We start from the raw sequence: 21,629 nt of genomic DNA, 5'->3' as shown, positions 1-21,629 counted from the left end.
TCAAAATTATTTTTTAAAGGAGACATGATGAAAAGTTATCAAATGTATATTGATGGTGAGTTTATTAGTGAAAAAAGAGAAATGGCACCTGTATATAACCCTGCTACAAAAGAGCAAGTTAGCGAATATCCACTAGGCACAAGAGAAGATGCTAAAAGAGCGCTAGAAGCTGCAAAAAGAGCAGGTAAAGAATGGGAGGCACTTCCAGCTATAGAGCGTGCAGGATATCTTAAAAAAATAGCTCAGCTAATTCGCCGTGATAGGGTAAAACTAGCTGATATTTTACAAGAAGAACAAGGAAAAGTTAGAGGTTTAGCTGAGGTTGAGATTGATTTTGCAGCTGATTATTTAGACTATATGGCAGGATTTGCTAGAACTTATGAAGGCGAAATCATTCAAAGCGATAGAGCGAACGAAAATATTTTCTTATTTAGAACTGCAATCGGTGTTACAACAGGGATTTTACCTTGGAACTTCCCATTTTTCTTAATTGTTAGAAAGCTTGCACCTGCGTTTGTTACAGGAAATACAATAGTAATTAAGCCAAGTAGCGAAACTCCAAATAACGCATTTGAGTTTGCAAAACTTGCTCATGAAGCAGGTGTTCCTAAAGGAGTTTTCTCACTTGTTAGCGGAAAAGGTAGTGAAGTAGGCGATGAGCTTAGCTCAAACCCACTTATAGGAATGGTAAGCGTAACAGGTAGCGTTGAAGCAGGAGTTAGAGTTATGCAAGCAGCTGCAAAAAATGTTATAAAAGTAAATCTTGAGCTTGGTGGAAAAGCACCTGCAATCGTATGTAAAGATGCAAATATGGACTTAGTAATTCCTGCAATTAAAGCAAGTAGAATTTGCAATAACGGACAAGTTTGCAATTGTGCAGAACGCGTATATGTGCATAAATCAAGATATGATGAGTTTATTAACAAAATGGCAGAAGAATTTAGCAAAATTACATTTGGAAATACTGCAAAAGGTAATTTTGATATGGGACCACTTGTTAATGAAGCAGGGGTTAAAAATGCTGATGCAATGCTAAAACGTGCATTAGAGCAAGGTGCTAAACTTGAAGTTGGTGGCAAGATAACTGATACAAGTGGATACTTCTATCCTGCAACACTTTTAAGTAATGCAGACCACAAAAGTGATATCATGCAAAAAGAAATCTTTGCTCCGATTTTACCAGTAACAAGTTTTGATACTTTAGATGAAGCGATTGATATGGCAAATGATTGTGAATACGGTCTTACAAGTAGTATTTATACAGAAAATCTAAACACGGCGATGAGAGCTTGCCGCGAGATTAAGTTTGGTGAAACTTATATTAATCGTGAAAACTTTGAAGCTATGCAAGGATTTCACGCAGGATTTAGAAAGAGTGGTATAGGTGGTGCTGATGGTAAGCACGGACTTTATGAATACCTTGCAACTCATGTTGTTTATCTTGACTATAACACTAAGTTTAACGGCTAATATAAAGGGGCTTAATGCCCCTAAAAAATTATAAATATGATTTGTTTTTTATGTATAAAAACAAGGATCATTATGAAAAAAATCACTTTATTTAGTTTAATTTGCGCTAATGCTTTGGCTTTGGAATTTATAGGCCTTGGTAATGATTCTATTAGTATGGGTTATACAGGGGTTGCATTAAAAAACAATGATTATGCTTTATATTATAATCCATCTAGTATTATTTATACGAAAAATGGTATAAATTTTACTTTTGGTGCTAATTTTTATCAAAAGAATTTATTAGAATTATCAAATATAAGCAAAGATACAAATAAAAATATAAAAAATTGAGTTAGTAAAATTAAGAATATTTTTACAATCTCTACTACTAGAGCTAGCAATGATAAATTTGGAAATATTGATTGCGTTATTGATGATTTTATAGCAAGAAATTTAAATAGCAATAACGAAGATTTAAACCTTTTAGCAAATGCCTTTAATGATGAGAAAAATCATAATTCAAATTCTTTTGATGATACAATAACAAGCATTCAAGATAAATTATTACAAGATAAAGGTCTAAATGATTTAATAAGACAAGAATTATTAATTTCTACAAATAATACTAGTAATGAATTAAATAATTTAGGCGTTGATAAAACTTTATTAGAAAATATTATAAATGATTATGATACTTCTAATGTTTTAGAAGTTATTAAAGCATCAAAAGATGGTAATGCTAGTTTAGATGAATTATTATTAAGTATAGGAAATATAGATTTAAAAACATTTTTAGATAACAATACAACAAATGATTTAGATTTAATCTATAACGCTGTTTATGATCATGAAATAAATGCAAATATTATGAGTGCAATTACTTATAATCAAAGTTTAAGCTCTAATAGTGCTTTATCTTTAGGCGTGTTTAATGGTATTCATATTAATACTTATGCAGGTCTTAATTCTAATAAGAGCAGTTTGATTATTAAAGTAAAAGATAAAGATCAGTTTGTTTATTTAAAGCTATTTAAAATAGGTGATAAATTATATGCTAGTAGCGTTAGTGAGAGTGAGTATTTAAATAATTCAGCCTTGCAAAAAGGGGTGAAAAATCCTTTAAAAGCAACAACTTTAATGATAACAGAAGTGCCTATTGCTTATGCTAATAGTTTTGCATTGCCTTTTGGAGAATTAAGTGTTGGGGCTAGTTTTAAATATATGAATATTAAAGCTTATTCTATAAATAAAGGCATAGAACTTGATATTAATGGAATAAACTCAAGTGAAATAAGAAAAGATTTAAACAACGCTATAAATACAATAGGGCTTGATTTTGGTATTTTATATAGTTATGAAGATTTTAGCACAGGTTTAGTGATTAAAAATATAAATACACCTAAGATAAAATTTCATAATAATGAATATATAAGATTAAATCATCAGATAAGATTAGGCTTTGCTTATATGTATGATAAATATACTTTTGCTTTTGATAGTGATTTAACTTCTAATAATACTTTATCAACTAGAAAGCCAAAATCTCAACTTTTAGGCGGCGGTATCAAATATAATTTTAATGATAGTTTTAATTTAAGGGGTGGATTTGCTTATGATCTTAAACAAGATGAAGGTTTAATGATAAGATTTAATTTATTTAATGTATTTGATTTAGCACTTGCAAGTGGCTTAAAATCAAGCAAGTGCGATAAAGACGTATGTAAAGTATCTAGCCAAATTCCTAATTATTTTGATTTAAGACTAGCTTTTAGTTATAGTTGGTAATTTATTTTAATTTTAGGATTTAGTTTAAATTTATCTTTTTTAATAGGCTTTGCTTTACGATTTGCATTTGGCTTTATGAAAGCCTTTCTAACATCGTTTGTGATATTTGTGCCTAAAAAAATCTCTAAAATCTTAGCAAGTTCTCTTGCTTTTAGATTTAAAATATTTACCTTTATATCACAAGCGTTGTTATAAAGTGGCATTCTTTTATCGTAAAGTAATTTTGCCTTTTCATCAAATAATGGGCGTTTTGTATCGTTTTTTAGCCTATTTGCGATTTTATAAAAACTAAGGTCTAAAAACACTACAAAACCCATTTTTCTTAAATCCTCTAAATTAGCAAAACCCCCACCGCAAGAGATGATTAAATCACTTTTAGTGGCTAATTCATCTCTTAATTCCTGTTCTAAATTCCTAAAATATTCTTCGCCATATTTAGCAAAGATTTCTTTAATCTCAAGCCCTGTTCTTTGTTTTATTACATAATCAGTATCAACTACTTCTTTTTTAATAATTTTACTTAATCTTCTTGCTGTTGTGCTTTTGCCACAGCCCATAAAACCTATTAGAACAATGTTTTTCATTTTTGCTTCATTAATTCAGCTATTAAAAATGCAAGTTCAAGCGCTTGATCAGCGTTTAATCTAGGATCGCACTGAGTTTCATAGCGTCTTGCTAAATCACTTTCGCTAACTCCAACGCTACCGCCTAAGCATTCGGTAACATTTTGCCCTGTCATTTCAAAATGAACGCCACCAGGATTTATATTATTTGCTCTTGCAATATGCCAAAACGCCTTTACTTCATCTAAAATATCATCAAATTTTCTAGTCTTATAGCCATTTATACTTTGAGTATTTCCGTGCATTGGGTCTATACTATAAACTATATTTCTTTGCTCTTTACTAAGTTCTTTAAAGATATTTTCAAGGTTTTTAATCTTACTTGCACCCATTCTAATAATTATATTTAGTCTTCCTGCTTCATCTTGCGGATTTAGCTTATCAGCAAGTGCAAGTATATCGCTAGCACTTGCATTTGGTCCTATTTTTACGCCTATTGGATTTTTTACTCCACTTAAAAAATGAACATGAGCATCATCAAGCCCACGAGTTCTTTCGCCAATCCAAAGCATATGAGCCGAACAATCATAATAAGCACCGCTTAAGCTATCAATCCTTGTAAGTGCTTCTTCATAAGGTAAAAGCAATGCTTCATGGCTTGTATAAATCTTTGTTTCATGTAATCTTGAATCATTTAAGCTAGTAATTCCACAAGCTTTAAAAAAATCAAGCGCTTGAGTTAGTCTTTGCGTAAGTTCAGCGTATTTATCATCAATATCAGCACGTCTTACGAAGCCTAAATTCCACTTATGAACTTGAGCTAAATCAGCAAGTCCACCTACGCTAAATGCACGAAGTAGGTTAAGTGTTGCAGAACTTTGCATATATGCTTTTAGCATTTTTTTTGCTTTTGGTTTTCTTGCACTTTCACAAAATGCACAATCGTTTATAATATCTCCACGATAGCTAGGCAAACTTATTCCGTCTTTATTCTCAAAATCAGAGCTTCTAGGCTTTGCAAATTGTCCTGCCATACGAGCGATTTTTACTACCTTTTTTGACCCACCAAATTGTAAAACCAAAGCCATTTGTAAAAAAAGTTTAAACAAATCTCTAATATTGTTTGCACTAAAATCGCTAAAACTCTCAGCACAATCTCCACCTTGAAGTAAAAATGCTTCCCCCCTGCAAACTGCTGCTAATTCGTTTTTTAGCTCATTTGCTTCCATTGCAAAAATTAAAGGTGGATATGATTTTAATTCATTTACCACATTTTCTAATTCTTCTTTATTTTCATAAACAGGTTGCTGAAGTGCTTTATAATTTTTGTATGAATCTAGCGACCAAGTCATTGTTTCTCCTTTTTTATTTTGATAAACTATGATTATATGAGATAAGTTTTACATTTTAAGGAACAATTTTAATGAATTATGGATTTTTTGTAGCTTTTATTGTTTTTACTTTTTGGGGATTAGTTCCTATTTTTTATAAACAACTTGATACTCTTGATGCTTTTGTTGTAATGTCACATAGGATTATTTGGTCTGTTATTTTTCTAGCTGTATTTTTAATAATTATAGGGCAATTTAAAAAAGCTTTAAGTGAATTAAAATCTTTAAAAATGGCTTTTAATCTATTTCTTTGCGGTGCTTTAATTAGTGGAGATTGGGGTCTTTATATTTATATGATTCAAAAGAATTTGATTTTGGAAACTTCTTTGGGTTATTTTATTAGCCCTTTGTTTGGGATATTATTTGCTAGAGTATTTTTAAAAGAAAAAATGAGTAAATTAGGAGTAATTAGTATTGTTTTGGTTTTGTATTCTTGTTTGCATGAAGTATTTACTTTAGGAAGTTTGCCAATACTTTCAATTACTTTAGCTTTGCTTGTTAATTTTTATACCATAATTCGTAAAAAAGTATATGTTAGTAGTATTTATGGCTTTTTTCTTGAAACTTTATTAATAGCTCCTTTTGCTTTAATATATTTATTTTATATTCCAAGAACTTTAGCTCATTTTGATATTGATTATTTAGGATTATTATTAGCTCTTAGTGGGCTTGTAACTTTACTACCTATGTTAGGATTTAATTATGCAACGCAAAAACTAAGCCTAACCTTGCTTTCATATATGCAATATATTTGCCCGATAATTTCTTTTTTAGTTGCTATTTTTTTATACAATGAGCCAATAAATCAAGATAAATTAATATCATTTATTATAATTTTTATTGCAGTTGCTTTAAGCATTTATGATAATGTTTTTAAAAAAGGGTTGAAAAATGGATGAATATGGACTTTATATAATAGGCACTATTATAGTGGTTGCTATTTTTGCAGCAATTTTAAAAAAAGTTTTAGCCGAGCTTGATAAACATGGAGATTTTGTAAGAAAGGAAGAAGTAAAAACTCCTAATTTTACAAAAGAAGAAGTGCTTAGTTTAATTAATAACGAAAATGAAAAATGTGCCTTGCTTTGCGAAAGTTTAGAAGAAATCTTTAATAAATACGCAAATTTAATGCCTGAAAGTGATAAGCAAAAAGCCTTAGCTTTAATTTCAGTCTTAAATAATATTAAAACCTTAGCTAGCGATGAATTAAAAGATAAATTATTAAATCTTTTACCAGAATTTGAAGAATGTGTTAAAAAATCTTTAGGCGAAGAAAAAGCTAAAGAATTTTTTGAACTCTCAGCTGCAAAATATAATGAAATTTTTAAGGATTAAAATGAAAGAATTATTAATAAATAAGCTTTTTAAATTTTCAAATGAACCTGTTAAGTTTTTAGATTTAGTAGAAGCTAATTTACTTTATAATGAGGGAATGCTAATTGACCCTGCTAAGCTTCATTTTAAGTTTAATCATTTTAATACTTATTTTATATATTTTATTTTTTGTTTTATTGTTCTTGCTCCGCTTACATTAGCAACTCATTTTTTATTTGAAAAAATTGATTTTCACTTTAGTATTTTAAGTGCTGTTTTTGTAACTTCAGCTATTTTTATATGCTTTGATATTTTTAAAATTTATACTAGAAAAATAGCAAGCCTAAAACAAATAAAAGCAGCTTGGCAACTTCACTTACCACACTTTGAATACGATAAATATAATTTAGTTTTAGTAGAAATTTATACAAAAGCAAAAGAACAAAACATTCCAAAAACAAAATTAGAGCAATATATTTTAGAAAATCTAGTAAAAAGGGGTTAAGATGAAATTAATTAGATTTATTAAAGATAATGTTGTTTATCATGGGCATTTAGGAGATAATGGTAAGGTTGGATATTTTAAAAATTATACTTCTTATTTTGATAAATTAGACTTAATTGAAGATGCTTTTATGTTAAGTGAAGTTAAATTACTTGCACCTATTAAAGCGCCTTATCAAGATATTATTTGCTTAGGAATTAATTATCTTGAACATGCAAAAGAAAGCTATGCTTTTAAAGGTGTTGAGTTTGATGGCAAAAGAGAAGAAGCAGTTTATTTTGCAAAAAGAGTAAATGAGTTTTCAAATCCATTTGACACACTTGATATAAAAGGCGAAAAATTAGATTATGAATGTGAACTTGCATTTATACTTAAAAAAGATGCTTATAAATTAGATGATAATTCTAATTTTGATGATTATATTCTAGGTTATACTATTTTAAACGATGTTAGTGAAAGAGCAATTCAAAACAAACACAAGCAATGGTATATGGGAAAAAGTTTAGCTAATTCTTGTCCATTTGGTAGCTTTATAAATACCGATTTAAGTATAAAAGAAGCTAGTAATTTAAAAATAGAATGCTTTGTAAATGATGAATTAAGACAAAGTTCTAATACAAATCTTTTGATTTTTGATATTCCTTATATTTTAAAAGAATTATCAAATTATACAAAGCTAAAAGCAGGAAGTATTATTAGCACAGGAACGCCTAGTGGAGTAGGAATGGGCTTTAATCCTCCTAAGTTTTTAAAGAGTGGGGATAAAATTGAATGTAAAATTGAGCGTCTTGGCTCATTAATAAATTATATAAAGTAAGGATAATATGAACGCAGCATTACTAAGTAAAAAAATAAATACAAACTATAAAACAACAGCTTACGAAATCCATAAGGATTGGGAAAATCCTTATGCTCCAAAGGGCGTAGTGCCTAGAATTAGCAAAGCCGAAGCGCTTAATTTATTGCAAAATTGTGATTTAGCTACTTTAGGGCAAATTGCTTTTGGTGTAAAAAGAAAACTTCATCCAAATAAACTTACAACCTTTGTAGTTGATAGGAATATTAATTACACAAATATTTGTTTGGTTGATTGTAAATTTTGTGCTTTTTATCGTCATGCAAAGGATAGCGATAGTTATATTTTAAGTTATGAAGAAATAGGCAAAAAAATTGAAGAATTACTTGCAATCGGTGGCACTCAGATATTGTTTCAAGGTGGAGTTCATCCAAAGCTTGATATTACTTGGTATGAAGAATTATTAAAATATATAAGCACAAATTATCCTAGCATTACAATTCATGGTTTTAGTGCAGTTGAGATTGAATATATTGCAAAAATTAGCAAGATTAGCACAAAAGAAGTTTTAGCTAGAATGAGTGATGCGGGGTTATTTTCAATTCCTGGAGCCGGAGCTGAGATTTTAAGCGATAGAGTAAGAGATATCGTTGCACCTAGTAAGTGCGACACCGCTACTTGGCTTAGAATTCACAAAGAAGCTCATGAATTAGGCTTGCTTAGTAGTGCTACGATGATGTTTGGGCATATTGAAAGTGATGAAGAAATAATTGAACATTTAGATTATTTAAGAAATCTTCAAGATATTACCGGTGGTTTTAGAGCCTTTATTTTATGGAGCTTTCAAGGAAAAAATACGAGATTAAAGGCTGAAAATCCAAACCTAATGCACGCAAGTTCAAATCGCTATTTAAGATTATTGGCAATATCAAGAATTTATCTTGATAATTTTGCAAATATTCAAAGCTCTTGGGTTACTCAAGGCTCAATGATAGGGCAACTCGCATTAAAATTTGGAGCAAATGATTTAGGCTCAACTATGATGGAAGAAAATGTTGTTGCAGCTGCAGGTGCAAAATATAGAATGAATGAAGAGCAAATGATAGAATTAATCCGTGATATAGATGAAATTCCAGCGAAAAGAGATACAGCATATAATATTTTGGAATATTACAATGAATAATTTTATACATTTAAAAACTAATGATGATTTAGTTTATTTAAGCATAAACTATCCAAATTACGGAAGAATTAAAAACAATGCAAACGCAATGGCTGCTGAGTTTTTTTATAACGAGAGTTTAGATGATGAGTTTTATATAAAACTTGAGCAAAGAGCCATAGAAATTACTGCTAGTGCTAATTTTTTTGATTTTACATTTGATTTAGTATGCCTTAAAAAAGAGCTAAAAACTTGTTTAAAAGCTTTTAAAACTATGTTAAATTATGATGATTTTAAAAATTATGATTTGATTAAAGATAAGATAAAAAATTATTTTTTAATTCATCTTCAAGAATACGATAATCTAGCAAAGATGAGATTATACGAAAATTATTTTCAAGCAGATTTTAAAAATGATAAATTTGGAGATTACGAAAATCTAAATAAAAAGGATTTTAAAGAATACATAAAAAATTTTCAAAATCAAACTAATAAAATCGTAATAAGTGCAAATTTAGATGAAGCAGAATTAAAAGAAATTAAAGAGCTTTTAAATGCAGGTAACTCAACTTATGAAAGCTTAAAAACAAATGAGAGTTTTTATAAAGAAGAGAGCAAAAACATTTCTCAAGCATTTGTTAGATTTATCTCAAGCGTTGAGATTAATTCGCTTAAACAAAGAGCTATAATTGGGCTTGCTAGCTATGTTTTAGGTGGAGGCTTTGGCTCAAGAATTACCGAAGAAATAAGGGTTAAAAGGGGCTTAGCGTATTCGGCTTTTGCATTTTTTACTGCATTTAAGAAAAATTTCTTAATTCAAGGCTATTTACAAACTAAAAATAAAAGCAAAGATGAAGCGATTAAGATAGTAAAAGCTGAGTTTGCTAGATTAATTAGTGATGGAATTAGTGAAGATGAGTTTAAAAAGGCTAAAGAATTTTTAGTAGGTAGTGAGATTTTAAAATACGCAACCACTCAAAATAGACATTTAATAGCTTGTAGTGAGTGTTTTAATGATTTAGCGCAAGGTGAGTTAAAACAAATTACTCAAATTATAAAAGATTTAAAATTATGTGAATGTAATGAATTATTAAAATCACAAACTTTAATAAATAATTTAAGTTTTTATGTAATTAGTGGCAATGAATAAAGATTTAGAGAAATTAGCTTGTAAGGATTTAATAGATTTAGCGCTTTTAATGCCTAAAAAATTTGATGATTTAAGGCTAAATGATGCACCTATTTTAAATGAATTAAATTGCACAAAAGTAGTTATAAAATCTAAAAAACAATTAGCTGGCAAAAGGCTTACTTGCATTGCGTATTCATATAATTGGGAATGCGAATGCACTATTACCATATTTAATGCAAGACCTTTTCATAATGCTTTATTTGCTATTAATAAAGAGCTGCTTATTTATGGGAAATTAAATGATTTTGCAGGGCTTTTGCAATTTGTTAATCCAAAAATAATCAAAAATAGCGGAGAAATCACTGCAAATTATATGATAAAAGGCGTAAGCGATAAGAGTATTAGCGAAATTAAAAAGAAATATTTAAATTACGAGAGTCTAAAAGCTTATGATTTATTAGATGAGCATATAAAATTGCTTTTAACAATGAGCGAAAACTCATCAGATGCAATGCTTTTGCTAAATAGCGATGAATTAAATGAATGCTTAAAATTCGTTGAGATTTTTCATCATATTAGAAGACTAAATGAAACTTATAAAAATGATACTTTATATAAAAAACTTAAAACTCATGATATAAATAAATGGCTAAAAAGCTTGCCATTTAGTCCTACAAACGATCAATTAAAAGCTATATTAGATATTAAAAGTGATTTAGAAAACGCAAAGCATAAAATTAGAATTACAATGGGAGATGTAGGCTGTGGAAAAAGCTTAGTGATTTTTGCAGCAGCTTTAATGACTTATCCAAATAAAGCTATTTTAATGGCTCCAACGAGTGTTTTAGCCCAACAACTTTACGAAGAAGCCAAAAGACTTATGCCAGGATTTGTAAAAATCTTGCATTTTAGTGGGGCTAAAACAAAATTTATGCAAGATGAATTACAAGACGCAAATTTTGTAATAGGAACTCATGCTTTGCTTTGGGCTGATATTAGCGATGCAAGTTTGGTTATGATTGATGAGCAACAAAGATTTGGTGCAAAACAAAGAATGAGATTAAAAGAACTTGCAACTACGAATGATGTAAATCCACATTATATAGAGTTTAGTGCTACGCCGATTCCACGAACTACAGCGTTAATTAATAGTGATATTTATAGTTATTCATTCATAAAAGAGCTACCTTTTAAAAAAGAAATTGAAACAAAGCTAATTACGATAGAGCAAAGCAAGGAATTATTTAATCATATAAGAATTGAAAACGAAAAAAACCATCAAGCAATAATTGTATATCCTTTAATAGAAGAGGGTAAAACCAATACTTACAAGCCACTTGAAAGCGTTATACCTTATTATGAAAAACATTTTAAAAATGTTTATTATACGCATGGCAAGGATAAAGAAAAGGATAATGTTTTAAGTGAATTTGCTTTAAAAGGCGATGTATTGCTAAGCACTACGATTATTGAAGTTGGAATTTCTTTGCCTCGCCTTAGCATTATCGTAATTGTTGCACCTGAGCGATATGGTTTATCAACTCTTCATCAGCTTCGTGGAAGGGTTGGAAGAAATGGGGTTAAGAGTTATTGTTATTTGCTTAGCAAGAATGAATTTAGTGATAGACTAATAGAGTTTAGCAAAACTCTTGATGGATTTAAAATAGCTGAAATTGATTTGGCAAATCGTAAAAGTGGCGATTTGATTGATGGAGATTATCAGCACGGAGCTAGCTTTAAATACTTTGATGAAACAAGCGATAATATAATTTTACAAAAAGCAAAAGAATATATTCATAAATTACAAGATAAATAAAACTTCAAATTCCTATTTCAAATTCTTTAAAATTTCTGGAATTTGAAATAGGAATTTGCTTTAGCAATGATTAAATAAATTATAAGTAATATAAAATTAAGTTCCTAATTCAAGAATTTGAATTAGGAATTAGGTTTATTTGCTAATAAATCTTAGCCAGATATAGCCAAGCACGGCTGAGATAAAAGAAGCGCTTAATATGGCTAGTTTTGCACTATTAAATAATTCAGGTGTGTTTTCAAATACAAGTGTATTTATAAAAAAGCTCATAGTAAAGCCGATGCCTGTAAGTATACAAACGCCATATAATTGCAATTTATTTGATGGTAATTTAAAGCCAAATTTAGAAGCAATTAATACAAAGCTAAAAACTCCTAATTGCTTACCTATAAAAAGTCCTAAAAATACTCCAAAAAATACAGCATTAAAATCATTTAAGCTTAAGCCACTTACTAAAACTCCTGCATTAAATAATGCAAATAATGGTAAGATAAGATAATTTACATAAGGGGTTAAATCATGCATTATATGCTCTAAAAATTCTTTATTATCTTTAGTTTTTAGTGGGATAAAAAATGCACATGCCATTCCAGCTAGTGTTGCATGAACGCCACTTTTTAGAACACAAACCCAAATAAAAATACCAACAATTACATAAAGACTTTTTATGCAAATATGTAAGTAATTTAGCACTAATAAAACTGCTAAACCACAAGTTGCTAAGCTAAGGCTTAAAACGCTTAAATCATTCGTATAAAATAAGGCGATTATGATAATTGCTGCAACATCATCAAATATCGCAAGGCTTAATAAAAATATAGTTAAAGATTTTGGAATGCGATTTCCTAAAAGCAGTAACACTCCTAAAGCAAAGGCAATATCAGTAGCAGTTGGTATCGCAAATCCTTGCAGTGCAAAGCTATCATTGATATTTAAAAAGCTATAAATTAAAGCAGGCACAATTACTCCGCCTAAAGCTGCTATTAAAGGTAAGCTTGCTGCTTTAAAATTGCTTAATTCACCTATTAAAATCTCTTTTTTAACCTCAAGTCCTACCCAGAAGAAAAATATAGCCATAAGTCCATCATTTACCCATAAAGTAAGTGGTTTTATGAGATTTAAATCACCAAAAATTACCCCAGCTTTATAATTTGTTATAAGCTCGTAAAATCCATTCAAGCTAGAGTTTTTAAGAATTAGTGCAAGTATTGTCATGAAAATTAAGAGCATAGGAGCAAAAAGCTCATGAGTTACAATTTTTTTCAACATATAATCTCCTTTTTCTTGATAAAATTATTTTTTATCAAGAAAAGTTTGCAAAACTCTTAACGAAAGCTCATTTAAGCATTTATATGCTGTATTATTGTCCATTAATTCATTTTTTGTTTTATTTGGATATTCATTTGTTAAGGAAAAACAATTTTTAAAATCGCTTTTGTTAATTCCACAAAAAATTATTAAATCTTTTTTATAAATTTCGCATAAATTATTTATAGAGCCGATTACCTTTCCCATAATGCTTTGCTCATCAAATGCTCCTTCGCCTGTTATTACAAGGCTTGAGTTTTTGATATTTTCTTCTAAATTTAAAAGATTTTTAATATATGAAAATCCGCTTTCAAATTCCGCATTTAAAAAGGCTTTAAAGCCAAAGCCAAGCCCTCCAGCAGCACCCATTCCTTCTAAAAAAGCAAAATCATTTTTAAAATATTTTTCACAAATAAGGGCAAAATTTCTTAAGCCTAAATCTAGTAATTTTATCTCTTCATCATTTGCGCCTTTTTGTCTTGCATAGACAAATGCTGCACCATTGCTTCCATAAAGCGGATTTACCACATCACAAGCTATTTTAAAGCTACAATTTTTTAATTCTTTTAAGACATTTTCATCATTTATGCTTTTTATTTTTATTAGATTTTCTCCGATAGGTAAAAGCTCATTATTAAACCCATCTAAAAACTTATATCCTAAAGCACTTAGCATTCCTATTCCAGCATCAGTAGTTGCTGAGCCGCCAATTCCTATTACAAATTCTTTTGCACCTTTTTTAATCGCATCTTTTATAGCAATGCCAAGTGATTTCGTGCTAGTTTTGCAAGGATTTTTTTCATCTTCGCTAAGTTGTGCAAGTCCTGCAAACTCAGCCATTTCAAAAAATGCTCTTTTATCTTTTAAAAGATAATAACCATTATAATCTCTTTTGCCATAGGCATTTTTTAGCTTTAAATAAATTTTATCAGCATTTAAATTAGAATTAATGCTTTCTAAAAAGCCTTCTCCACCATCAGAAATAGCATAAGATTTATAAGCAATGTTTAGCTTTTTACAAGCATTAGATATAGCTTCGTTAGCTTCGTTTGAGCTAAGAGAGCCTTTAAAACTATCGCAGATTATTAAAGCATTCATTTTTTAATCCTTTTTAAAATAAAAAATATAAGCAAAAAGCTAAAAAACAATGTAGCAGCAATATCTAGCAAAAACTCATTCATAATAAAGCTCTGTTTTTTTAGGTAGCATAAGTGTATTATCGGTATATTTTAGATATTTTAATTTTAAAGCATAGATTTCATGTTTTATAGCAAATCTTGCTTGTTTATATACGCTTAGATAAAGCGATTTTTGAGTTTCACTTGCTTTTAACAAAACTCCTTGAATAGAAACACCTTTTATAGGATTAGTCGAATAAACCGCAACCGAGCTAATCTCGTTTAATTTTATATGCCTTGATTTAGGAGATGAGATGAAAAGCAAGGCTTCATTGTTTTCATCATAAACATAAAAAACACTAGCACTATAAGGCTCATTTGTTGATATTATGCAAACATTATTGCTCTTTAAAAATTCATTAATTTTATATTTCAATATCAATTCCAACAGGGCAATGATCAGATCCCATCACATCGCTTAAAATAAAGGCATCTTTTAAATAAGGAACTAAATTATTTGATATGAAAAAATAATCAATTCTCCAACCAACATTCCTACTTCTAGCAGCTGCACGATAGCTCCACCACGAATACTTTTCAGGAATATCTCCATTTATATGTCTAAAAGTATCAACAAATCCAGCATCAAGCAATCTATCAATCCACTCACGCTCAATTGGTAAAAATCCACTTGTTTTTTCATTTGCTTTTGGATGAGTTAAATCTATTGGGCGATGTGCTGTATTTACATCTCCACAGATTATGATTTTTTTGCCATCTAATAATAATTTTTTTAAATATTCTAAAAAATCATCATAAAATTTCATCTTGTATTCAAGTCTTTCATCACCGCTTTGTCCGTTAGGAAAATAGATATTAAATAATACAATATCTTTAAACCTATGTTCTAAAACTCTTCCTTCATCATCAGGGAAAAACTGAGCTAGATTAGTCTCACAATCAAAGTTTAAAAAACTCATAACACCAGAATATCCAGCTCTTTTAGCTGAGTTTGATTTAATATCTTTAAAACCTAATTTATCTAAATCTTTTGGAAATTTATCAGGACTTGCTTTTATTTCTTGAATACCTAAAAAATCCGTTGGGTATTTTTCTAAAAACGAAAAACCATCTTTATCATAAATTGCTCTTAAACCATTAACATTCCACGAAATTAATCTCAAAACTATTCCTTAAATTTACTTATTTATAATGCTAAAAACTATACAAAAAGGTAGTAAATGCTAAGGCTAAATCCCATATTATTTAATTTTATTTTAAGTTTATATATATTTTTTATGAATTATTTTTCTATGCTTAATTTTTTATCAAGCAAGATAAATGATTATGTATTTTTGTTAATTTCTTATGCAATTTTCTTTTTGCTTATATTTTTAGCTGTTAATATTTTATGTTTTTTTAGATTTTTTGCATATTTCTTTTATGTTTTATTGGTAATTAGCACGGGATTTGCTATGTATTTTGTAAGCACTTATGGTGTAGTAATTGATACTATTATGATTCATAGCTTATTTGCTACTGATATTAAAGAAGCCAATGATTTTTTATCTTGGCATTTTTTTGTATTTATATTTTTAAGCGTAGTTTTACCATTGATATTATTAAAGTTTTTAAGAATTAAAGCAAATTGTAAAAAATCTCAATTGCTTATGATTTTAATAAATATCATTGCTTTAGTAGGGATATTGTTTGCTAGTTCAAAAACTTTTATACCTTTTTTAAGAGCAAACGATATTATTAGGTACTACAATGTTCCTTTTTATCAATTTTATTCAAGCTATAAATTAGCAAAAATGTATTTTACTCCTAAAAAAGAGTTACAAAAAATAAGCCTTGATGCGAAAATGAATGATGATAATATGAGTAAAACTTTTATTTTAGTAGTTGGTGAGACTGCAAGGGCTAAGAATTATTCTTTAGGCGGATATGCTAAAAACGATACTAATTTTTATACTAAGGATTTAGGAGTTCATTATTTTTCTAATTTTTCATCTTGCGGGACTGCTACGGCTCAGTCTTTGCCTTGTATGTTTTCAATTCATAATAGAGTAGATTTTTCTAAAACTGAAAATTATGAAAATGTTTTAAGTGTTTTAAATCGCTTCATAGATGTTCATTGGCTTGATAATAATACAGGCGGGTGCAAAGGCGTTTGTAACGAAATAAAGTCAATTATAAAAGCAAAGGATTATGATGGTTGGTTAGTTGATAGTGCTAGTGAATTATTAGCAAATAAAAAAGATAAAAATACTTTAATAATAGTGCATTTACAAGGTTCTCATGGGCCAAGCTATTATTTAAGATATCCAAAAGAATTTGAAAAATTTAAGCCTATTTGTAATACAAATAAACTTCAAGAATGTAGTGAAGAAGCTTTATATAATACTTATGATAATACCTTGCTTTATACTGATTATTTAATTTCTAAATTAATTAAGCTTTTAGAAAAAGATAATGCAGATAAAAAAGCTTTATTTTATTTAAGTGATCATGGAGAGAGTTTAGGTGAAAATGGGTTTTATTTACACGGAATGCCGTATTATTTAGCACCGAAAGAGCAAATTCAAATTCCAGCAATTTTGTGGATGAATTATGAATATGTAAATAAAAATAAGTTAGCTTTTGATTTATCTCAAGATAATTTATTTAGCACTTTGTTAGGATTTTTTAATATTTCTACAAAAGATTATAAAAATAATTATGATTTATTTAATGATAATTTAGAAAATAATTTATAGAAAATATAAAAATTATAAAATTTTATAAAATTTTTATTTACTTTAATATTATTTTAATAATTTGTTGTATATAATTATGCATTCCTTGTTTTTAAAAAGGGTTGCTAAAAATAATCGTTAATCATTTTTCAACTATACTCCTAAATGCAGCCCTTTTTTTATTCTTTTTAACATTTACGATTTTTTCTTATTATTTCCAAATATTAACTTTTTAAAGGAGATTTATGAAGAAATTATTGTTATTTTTATGTGTTTTAGCTTATGCTGATTTGTATGATACAAAAGATTATGCAAAAGCTTATCCTATATTAAAAAAAGAATGTAATAAAGACAACGCTAATTCTTGCTACAAATTAGGAAAAATGAATGAGTTTGGCTTAGGAACTGGGATTTCTTATTCTTATGCTTATAAATATTATAAAAAATCTTGTGACTTAAATAATAAAGAAGCTTGTGGAGAGCTTGGAAAAATGTATTATTTAGGCTTAGGGGTTGAAAAAAATATCAAAAAAGCAAATGAATTATTAGAAAATGCTTGTAAAAATGATGTTTATAGTGCTTGTGATTCTTATGCTTATTTGCAAAAAACAGAATATAAAGTATTTAAACAAGACGAGTTATTAAAAGCTTGTAATGGTGGAATAGCAAGTTCTTGTGTTGAAATTGCTGATAAAATAAGTCCTGTTCAAGGAATAGATTTATATTTAAGAGCTTGTGGTTTAGGAGATGATTTAGCTTGTCAAATGGCTGCTAATTGGTATATTACTTCTCAAGCAGTAAATAATAAAATAGCTAATTTTTCGGATTTAAGCGATAAAGAATGCAAAAATAATAACTACAAAGCTTGCAATTCAATTGCTAATGTTTATAGAAATTTAAACAATATAGAAAAAGCTAAAGAATATTATGATTTAGCTTGTAAATTAGATGATAGCAATTCTTGCTCTAGCTTAGCAGTTATTCAAGAACAAAGCAAAGAATTTGAATTAGGAATTAAGAATTATGAAAAAGCTTGTGATTTAAAAGATTCTTATTCATGTGCTAGACTTGGATTTATGTATAAAGAAGGCTTAAAAGATAATGATAAAACATACATAAAAGAAAACGCTTCAAAATCTAAAAAATATTTTAAACAAGCTTGTGAGTTAGGAAATACTAGAGTTTGTGAATAAAAAAAAGGGCAAATAAGCCCTTTTTTAAAAAATTTATTCAAAATTGCACCTTGGGGAAACAATAAAATTAATACAACTTCGTTAAATTTTCTTCGTTTTACAATTAACAAGGAGAAAATATGGCAGAAGCTGGAAAAATTATTAAATTAACAGGCGATGTTAAAGCTGTTAATGAACTTAGTGAAAAGTCACTAAATTTAGGAGATATAGTATTATTAAACGATACTATTAAAACAATCGGAGAAAATGCTAGTGTTGATATAGAACTTAGCAGTGGCAGAGTTTTACACATAGCAGGCGATAATGTTGCTAAATTAGATAAGAGTATTTTATCAAATGATAGCTTTGAAAATGAAGCTGCAATTGATGATAAAATTAATAGCTTAATAAATAATATAGTAAATAATAATGGCGAAATTGAGCTTGATGCAACTGCTGCAGGTGATGCAGGTGCGACTACTGCAACAGGAACTTTAAATGATGTAGTATTTGCACAATCAGGTAGCGAGAGTGAAGTTTATGCAGATGTTTTATCAAGAGAAGTTGATGGAGCAATTATTACTACAAACAATACAATAAATGGTGTAAATTTAGAGCAGGTTGCTGAAGAAGTAGCTAACGTTGTTATACCAGAAACTAAACCTGAAGAAAAACCAGAAGAAGGCAATGGTGAAGATATAACAAATCCTGACAATGGCAATAATAATCCTGAAGAAGGTAATGGAAATAACACTCCAGAAGAAAAACCAGAAGAAAAGCCAGAAGAAGGAAATGGAAACAATCAACCTGAAGAAGGTAATGGTGATAATAATCAACCAGAAACTAAACCAGAAGAAAAGCCTGAAGAAGGCAATGGCGAAGATATAACAAATCCTGACAATGGAAATAATAATCCTGAAGAAGGCAATGGAAATAACACTCCGGAAGAAAAACCAAACAATCTAACCGCTAATGTATATGATAGTAATTCAAATATAGTAGATAATAAATTAACAAATGGAACAGAATTCATTATTAAAGGTAGCGGTGCAACACCTAATTCTGAAGTTATAATTAGTCTAGCAGGTATTAAACCAGATGGTAATCCAGGTCAAATTTTCTTCCCTGTAAAAGTTATAGCAGATGAAAATGGTAATTTTAGTTGCAGTTTTGATTTATCAAATAGTGATTTATTATATCAATACCAAGTAGAAAATGGAGAAAATAGTGTTAATAGCTCATTTATGGTAGATAATATCGCTCCTGAGATTACAGATTCTAAAGCAGAAGTTGTAGATGATAACATAGTAATATCAGGTAAAACAGAGCCTGAAGCAACAATTACTGCTCCAAATGGAGATAAAGTAGTAGCGGATAAAGATGGTAATTTTGAAATTACTATTCCAAATAACGGCGATAATAAAGTAGAAATTAGTGTAACTGATAAAGTTGGTAATACTAATGAAAATACAACTACAATAGATGTAATTCAACCTGAAGTTAAACCAGAAGCTCCATTATTTGATAACTTAATCATTACAGAAATCAACGGAGATGAAACTGTAAGCGATGATTTAGCTAAAGTTGATAGTGATAAATTAGTAATTAATGGTAAGCTTGAAAACTTCACAGGTAAAGCAGGTGATTATGAGTTTAATATTACAAGCAATATTATAGGAAGTGATTCAAATAGCACTAAAGTTATAGCTAAAGTTGATGAGAATGGAAACTTCACATTTACACTAGATACAAATGTAACTACAAACGATCAAGGTGCTATTAGAGTTGAGTTTGATGGCAAAACTGATACAGTAAGAGTTGAAAGTGTTGCGACTGAAACTAAACCAGAAGAAAAACCAGAAACTCCATTATTTGATAAATTAGTAATTACAGAAGTAAATGGAGATGAAACTGTAAGCGATGACTTAGCTAAAGTTGATAGCGATAAATTAGTAATTAATGGTAAGCTTGAAAACTTCATAGGTAAAGCAGGTGAATACGAGTTTGATATTAATAGTAATATTATCAATACTGATAATTTCTTAACAAAAGTTATAGCTCAAGTTGATGAGAATGGAAATTTCACATTTACATTAGACACAAATGTTACAAAAAATTTACAAGGCTTAATTGCGGTTGAATTTAATGGCAATCACGATGTTGTTAGAATAGAATACTCAGCAACAGAAACTAAACCAGAAACTCCAGCTGATACAGAAGCTCCTGTAATTAGTGGTGTAACAGCAACTCCAACTGAAGATGGTAAATTTGTAATAGAAGGAAATACAGAACCAGATGCAGTAGTAACAATCACTAAACCTGATGGAAGTAAAGAAGAAGTTAAAGCTGATGCTAATGGTGATTTCAAATTCGAACTTGACAATGTAAAAGATGGCGATAAGTTTGACTTAGTTGCAAGAGATGAAGCAGGTAATGTAAGCAATAGTGTAGATGTAGTAGCTTCAATTCCAAATACAGAAACTCCAGAAGAGCCAGTAAATCCTACATTTGACAATCTAATCATTACAGAAATCAACGGAGATGAAACTGTAAGCGATGACTTAGCTAAAGTTGATAGCGATAAATTAGTAATTAATGGTAAGCTTGAAAACTTCACAGGTAAAGCAGGTGATTATGAGTTTAATATTGCAAGCAATATCATAGGAAGTGATTCAAATAGCACTAAAGTTATAGCTAAAGTTGATGAGAATGGAAACTTCACATTTACACTAGATACAAATGTAACTACAAACGATCAAGGTGCTATTAGAGTTGAGTTTGATGGCAAAACTGATACCGTAAGAGTTGAAAGTGTTGCGACTAAACCAGAAGAGCCAGCTGAGATAAATGTAGAACTTACTTATAAAGATGGTAGTTTAGTAAATGCAAATGATACTATTAAAGATACTATTATAGTTAAGGGTGAAGTAAGTGGTATTCCAGATGGAACACAACTTATTATTTCAATAAGCGATAGTCCTTATGATGGTGCAGGTATAGGAACTGTAGAAGTAGTTAATGGTAAGTTTGAATTACCTTTCACACCTGAGCAAGGTATTGAGGGTAAATTTGTTATTTCTGCATTTAACAAAGATTATGGCAGCAGCACAACTATAGAATTTAATATTGATACAAAAGCACCTGTTTTAGAAGAAATCACAGGAACACCACAAGAGGATGGAAGCTATGTTGTAAGTGGTAAAACAGAGCCAAATACAACTGTTATTATTAATGGCAAAGAAATAACTTCAGATGCAAATGGAGAGTTTAATTTAAGCCTTGATAATGTAGCTAATAAAGATAAAATCACAATTGAAGCAGTGGATAAGGTAGGAAATAAATCAAGTTCAGAACTAATAGCTGGTATTATTGAGACT

The 21,629-nt window shown here is 29.1% G+C and carries 19 protein-coding genes; 13 read left to right on the top strand and 6 right to left on the bottom strand.

Features of this window, described 5'->3' with window-relative positions; all coding sequences use genetic code 11:
- Positions 1-27: 27 nt before the first annotated feature.
- From aldA to traF, 3 genes are all read left to right on the top strand, one after another.
- Positions 28-1,470: an aldehyde dehydrogenase gene (gene aldA, locus AVANS14531_RS02295; RefSeq protein WP_336611177.1), complete on the top strand. Its 1,443-nt coding sequence runs from the start codon at positions 28-30 to the stop codon at positions 1,468-1,470.
- A gap of 72 nt (positions 1,471-1,542) precedes the next feature.
- Complete coding sequence (locus tag AVANS14531_RS02290) at positions 1,543-1,803, top strand: hypothetical protein (protein WP_336611176.1); 261 nt, start codon at positions 1,543-1,545, stop codon at positions 1,801-1,803.
- 9 nt (positions 1,804-1,812) lie between these two features.
- Positions 1,813-3,237 (top strand): conjugal transfer protein TraF, encoded by a 1,425-nt coding sequence (gene traF / locus AVANS14531_RS02285; RefSeq protein ID WP_336611238.1) that lies wholly within the window; start codon positions 1,813-1,815, stop codon positions 3,235-3,237.
- On the opposite strand, the gene AVANS14531_RS02280 is transcribed toward traF, so the two are convergent.
- Together AVANS14531_RS02280 and AVANS14531_RS02275 are read right to left on the bottom strand one after the other, a co-directional pair.
- Positions 3,225-3,821 carry a shikimate kinase gene (locus AVANS14531_RS02280; protein ID WP_336611175.1) on the bottom strand — a complete coding sequence of 199 codons (597 nt, stop codon included), beginning with the start codon at positions 3,819-3,821 and terminating at the stop codon, positions 3,225-3,227. The genes traF and AVANS14531_RS02280 overlap by 13 nt on opposite strands.
- The gene (locus tag AVANS14531_RS02275) at positions 3,818-5,152 is read right to left on the bottom strand and encodes a class II 3-deoxy-7-phosphoheptulonate synthase (RefSeq protein WP_239818152.1); all 1,335 of its coding nucleotides are present in this window, start codon (positions 5,150-5,152) and stop codon (positions 3,818-3,820) included. Before AVANS14531_RS02275 ends, AVANS14531_RS02280 begins: the two co-directional genes overlap by 4 nt.
- Positions 5,153-5,223: 71 nt before the next feature.
- On the opposite strand from AVANS14531_RS02275, the gene rarD reads away from it, so the two are divergent.
- From rarD to recG, 7 genes are all read left to right on the top strand, one after another.
- A complete protein-coding gene (gene rarD / locus AVANS14531_RS02270; protein WP_336611174.1) occupies positions 5,224-6,090 on the top strand; it encodes an EamA family transporter RarD in 867 nt (288 codons plus the stop codon).
- Positions 6,083-6,526 (top strand): hypothetical protein, encoded by a 444-nt coding sequence (locus AVANS14531_RS02265; protein WP_336611173.1) that lies wholly within the window; start codon positions 6,083-6,085, stop codon positions 6,524-6,526. Before rarD ends, AVANS14531_RS02265 begins: the two co-directional genes overlap by 8 nt.
- Position 6,527: 1 nt before the next feature.
- Complete coding sequence (locus AVANS14531_RS02260) at positions 6,528-7,010, top strand: hypothetical protein (protein WP_336611172.1); 483 nt, start codon at positions 6,528-6,530, stop codon at positions 7,008-7,010.
- A gap of 1 nt (position 7,011) precedes the next feature.
- Positions 7,012-7,827, top strand: coding sequence for a fumarylacetoacetate hydrolase family protein (locus AVANS14531_RS02255; RefSeq protein WP_336611171.1), 816 nt, complete (start codon positions 7,012-7,014; stop codon positions 7,825-7,827).
- 109 nt (positions 7,828-7,936) lie between these two features.
- Positions 7,937-8,989, top strand: a complete 1,053-nt coding sequence (locus AVANS14531_RS02250; protein ID WP_239818527.1) for a dehypoxanthine futalosine cyclase — start codon at positions 7,937-7,939, stop codon at positions 8,987-8,989.
- Positions 8,982-10,118 (top strand): M16 family metallopeptidase, encoded by a 1,137-nt coding sequence (locus tag AVANS14531_RS02245; protein WP_336611170.1) that lies wholly within the window; start codon positions 8,982-8,984, stop codon positions 10,116-10,118. Before AVANS14531_RS02250 ends, AVANS14531_RS02245 begins: the two co-directional genes overlap by 8 nt.
- Positions 10,111-11,916, top strand: a complete 1,806-nt coding sequence (gene recG / locus AVANS14531_RS02240) for an ATP-dependent DNA helicase RecG (protein ID WP_336611169.1) — start codon at positions 10,111-10,113, stop codon at positions 11,914-11,916. The genes AVANS14531_RS02245 and recG overlap by 8 nt, the downstream gene beginning before the upstream one ends.
- Positions 11,917-12,051: 135 nt before the next feature.
- On the opposite strand, the gene nhaA is transcribed toward recG, so the two are convergent.
- The 4 genes from nhaA to AVANS14531_RS02220 all read right to left on the bottom strand — a co-directional run bounded on the left by nhaA (position 12,052) and on the right by AVANS14531_RS02220 (position 15,526).
- Positions 12,052-13,185, bottom strand: coding sequence for a Na+/H+ antiporter NhaA (gene nhaA / locus AVANS14531_RS02235; protein WP_336611168.1), 1,134 nt, complete (start codon positions 13,183-13,185; stop codon positions 12,052-12,054).
- 24 nt (positions 13,186-13,209) lie between these two features.
- Positions 13,210-14,322 carry a glycerate kinase gene (locus AVANS14531_RS02230; protein WP_336611167.1) on the bottom strand — a complete coding sequence of 371 codons (1,113 nt, stop codon included), beginning with the start codon at positions 14,320-14,322 and terminating at the stop codon, positions 13,210-13,212.
- Between the two features lie 75 nt (positions 14,323-14,397).
- On the bottom strand, positions 14,398-14,778 hold the full coding sequence (locus AVANS14531_RS02225; protein WP_336611166.1) for a hypothetical protein: 381 nt from the start codon (positions 14,776-14,778) through the stop codon (positions 14,398-14,400).
- Positions 14,768-15,526, bottom strand: a complete 759-nt coding sequence (locus tag AVANS14531_RS02220) for an exodeoxyribonuclease III (RefSeq protein WP_239818162.1) — start codon at positions 15,524-15,526, stop codon at positions 14,768-14,770. The genes AVANS14531_RS02225 and AVANS14531_RS02220 overlap by 11 nt, the downstream gene beginning before the upstream one ends.
- A 57-nt stretch (positions 15,527-15,583) precedes the next feature.
- Between AVANS14531_RS02220 and AVANS14531_RS02215 the strand changes: the two genes are divergently transcribed.
- The 3 genes from AVANS14531_RS02215 to AVANS14531_RS02205 all read left to right on the top strand — a co-directional run.
- Positions 15,584-17,101, top strand: a complete 1,518-nt coding sequence (locus AVANS14531_RS02215) for a phosphoethanolamine transferase (RefSeq protein ID WP_336611165.1) — start codon at positions 15,584-15,586, stop codon at positions 17,099-17,101.
- Positions 17,102-17,325: 224 nt separating this feature from the next.
- Entirely contained in the window at positions 17,326-18,273 is a 948-nt protein-coding gene (locus AVANS14531_RS02210; RefSeq protein WP_336611164.1) for a tetratricopeptide repeat protein, read from the top strand.
- 119 nt (positions 18,274-18,392) lie between these two features.
- Positions 18,393-21,629, top strand: a 3,237-nt coding sequence (locus AVANS14531_RS02205) for an Ig-like domain-containing protein (RefSeq protein ID WP_336611163.1), incomplete at its 3' end; no start/stop codon positions are given.

The sequence above is a fragment of the Campylobacter sp. Cr9 genome (assembly GCF_020138295.1).
Lineage (GTDB): Bacteria > Campylobacterota > Campylobacteria > Campylobacterales > Campylobacteraceae > Campylobacter_E.
The sequence above is the reverse complement of the archived record's forward strand: the minus strand, read 5'-3'. Positions and strand labels throughout refer to the sequence as shown.

What these genes read in the sequence shown, in the direction of transcription:
- aldA (WP_336611177.1), top strand. Translation starts at nt 28, where the DNA reads ATGAAAAGTTATCAAATGTATATTGATGGTGAGTTTATTAGTGAAAAA.
- AVANS14531_RS02290 (WP_336611176.1), top strand. Translation starts at nt 1,543, where the DNA reads ATGAAAAAAATCACTTTATTTAGTTTAATTTGCGCTAATGCTTTGGCT.
- AVANS14531_RS02280 (WP_336611175.1), bottom strand. Translation starts at nt 3,821, where the DNA reads ATGAAAAACATTGTTCTAATAGGTTTTATGGGCTGTGGCAAAAGCACA.
- AVANS14531_RS02275 (WP_239818152.1), bottom strand. Translation starts at nt 5,152, where the DNA reads ATGACTTGGTCGCTAGATTCATACAAAAATTATAAAGCACTTCAGCAA.
- rarD (WP_336611174.1), top strand. Translation starts at nt 5,224, where the DNA reads ATGAATTATGGATTTTTTGTAGCTTTTATTGTTTTTACTTTTTGGGGA.
- AVANS14531_RS02265 (WP_336611173.1), top strand. Translation starts at nt 6,083, where the DNA reads ATGGATGAATATGGACTTTATATAATAGGCACTATTATAGTGGTTGCT.
- AVANS14531_RS02260 (WP_336611172.1), top strand. Translation starts at nt 6,528, where the DNA reads ATGAAAGAATTATTAATAAATAAGCTTTTTAAATTTTCAAATGAACCT.
- AVANS14531_RS02255 (WP_336611171.1), top strand. Translation starts at nt 7,012, where the DNA reads ATGAAATTAATTAGATTTATTAAAGATAATGTTGTTTATCATGGGCAT.
- AVANS14531_RS02245 (WP_336611170.1), top strand. Translation starts at nt 8,982, where the DNA reads ATGAATAATTTTATACATTTAAAAACTAATGATGATTTAGTTTATTTA.
- recG (WP_336611169.1), top strand. Translation starts at nt 10,111, where the DNA reads ATGAATAAAGATTTAGAGAAATTAGCTTGTAAGGATTTAATAGATTTA.
- nhaA (WP_336611168.1), bottom strand. Translation starts at nt 13,185, where the DNA reads ATGTTGAAAAAAATTGTAACTCATGAGCTTTTTGCTCCTATGCTCTTA.
- AVANS14531_RS02230 (WP_336611167.1), bottom strand. Translation starts at nt 14,322, where the DNA reads ATGAATGCTTTAATAATCTGCGATAGTTTTAAAGGCTCTCTTAGCTCA.
- AVANS14531_RS02215 (WP_336611165.1), top strand. Translation starts at nt 15,584, where the DNA reads ATGCTAAGGCTAAATCCCATATTATTTAATTTTATTTTAAGTTTATAT.
- AVANS14531_RS02210 (WP_336611164.1), top strand. Translation starts at nt 17,326, where the DNA reads ATGAAGAAATTATTGTTATTTTTATGTGTTTTAGCTTATGCTGATTTG.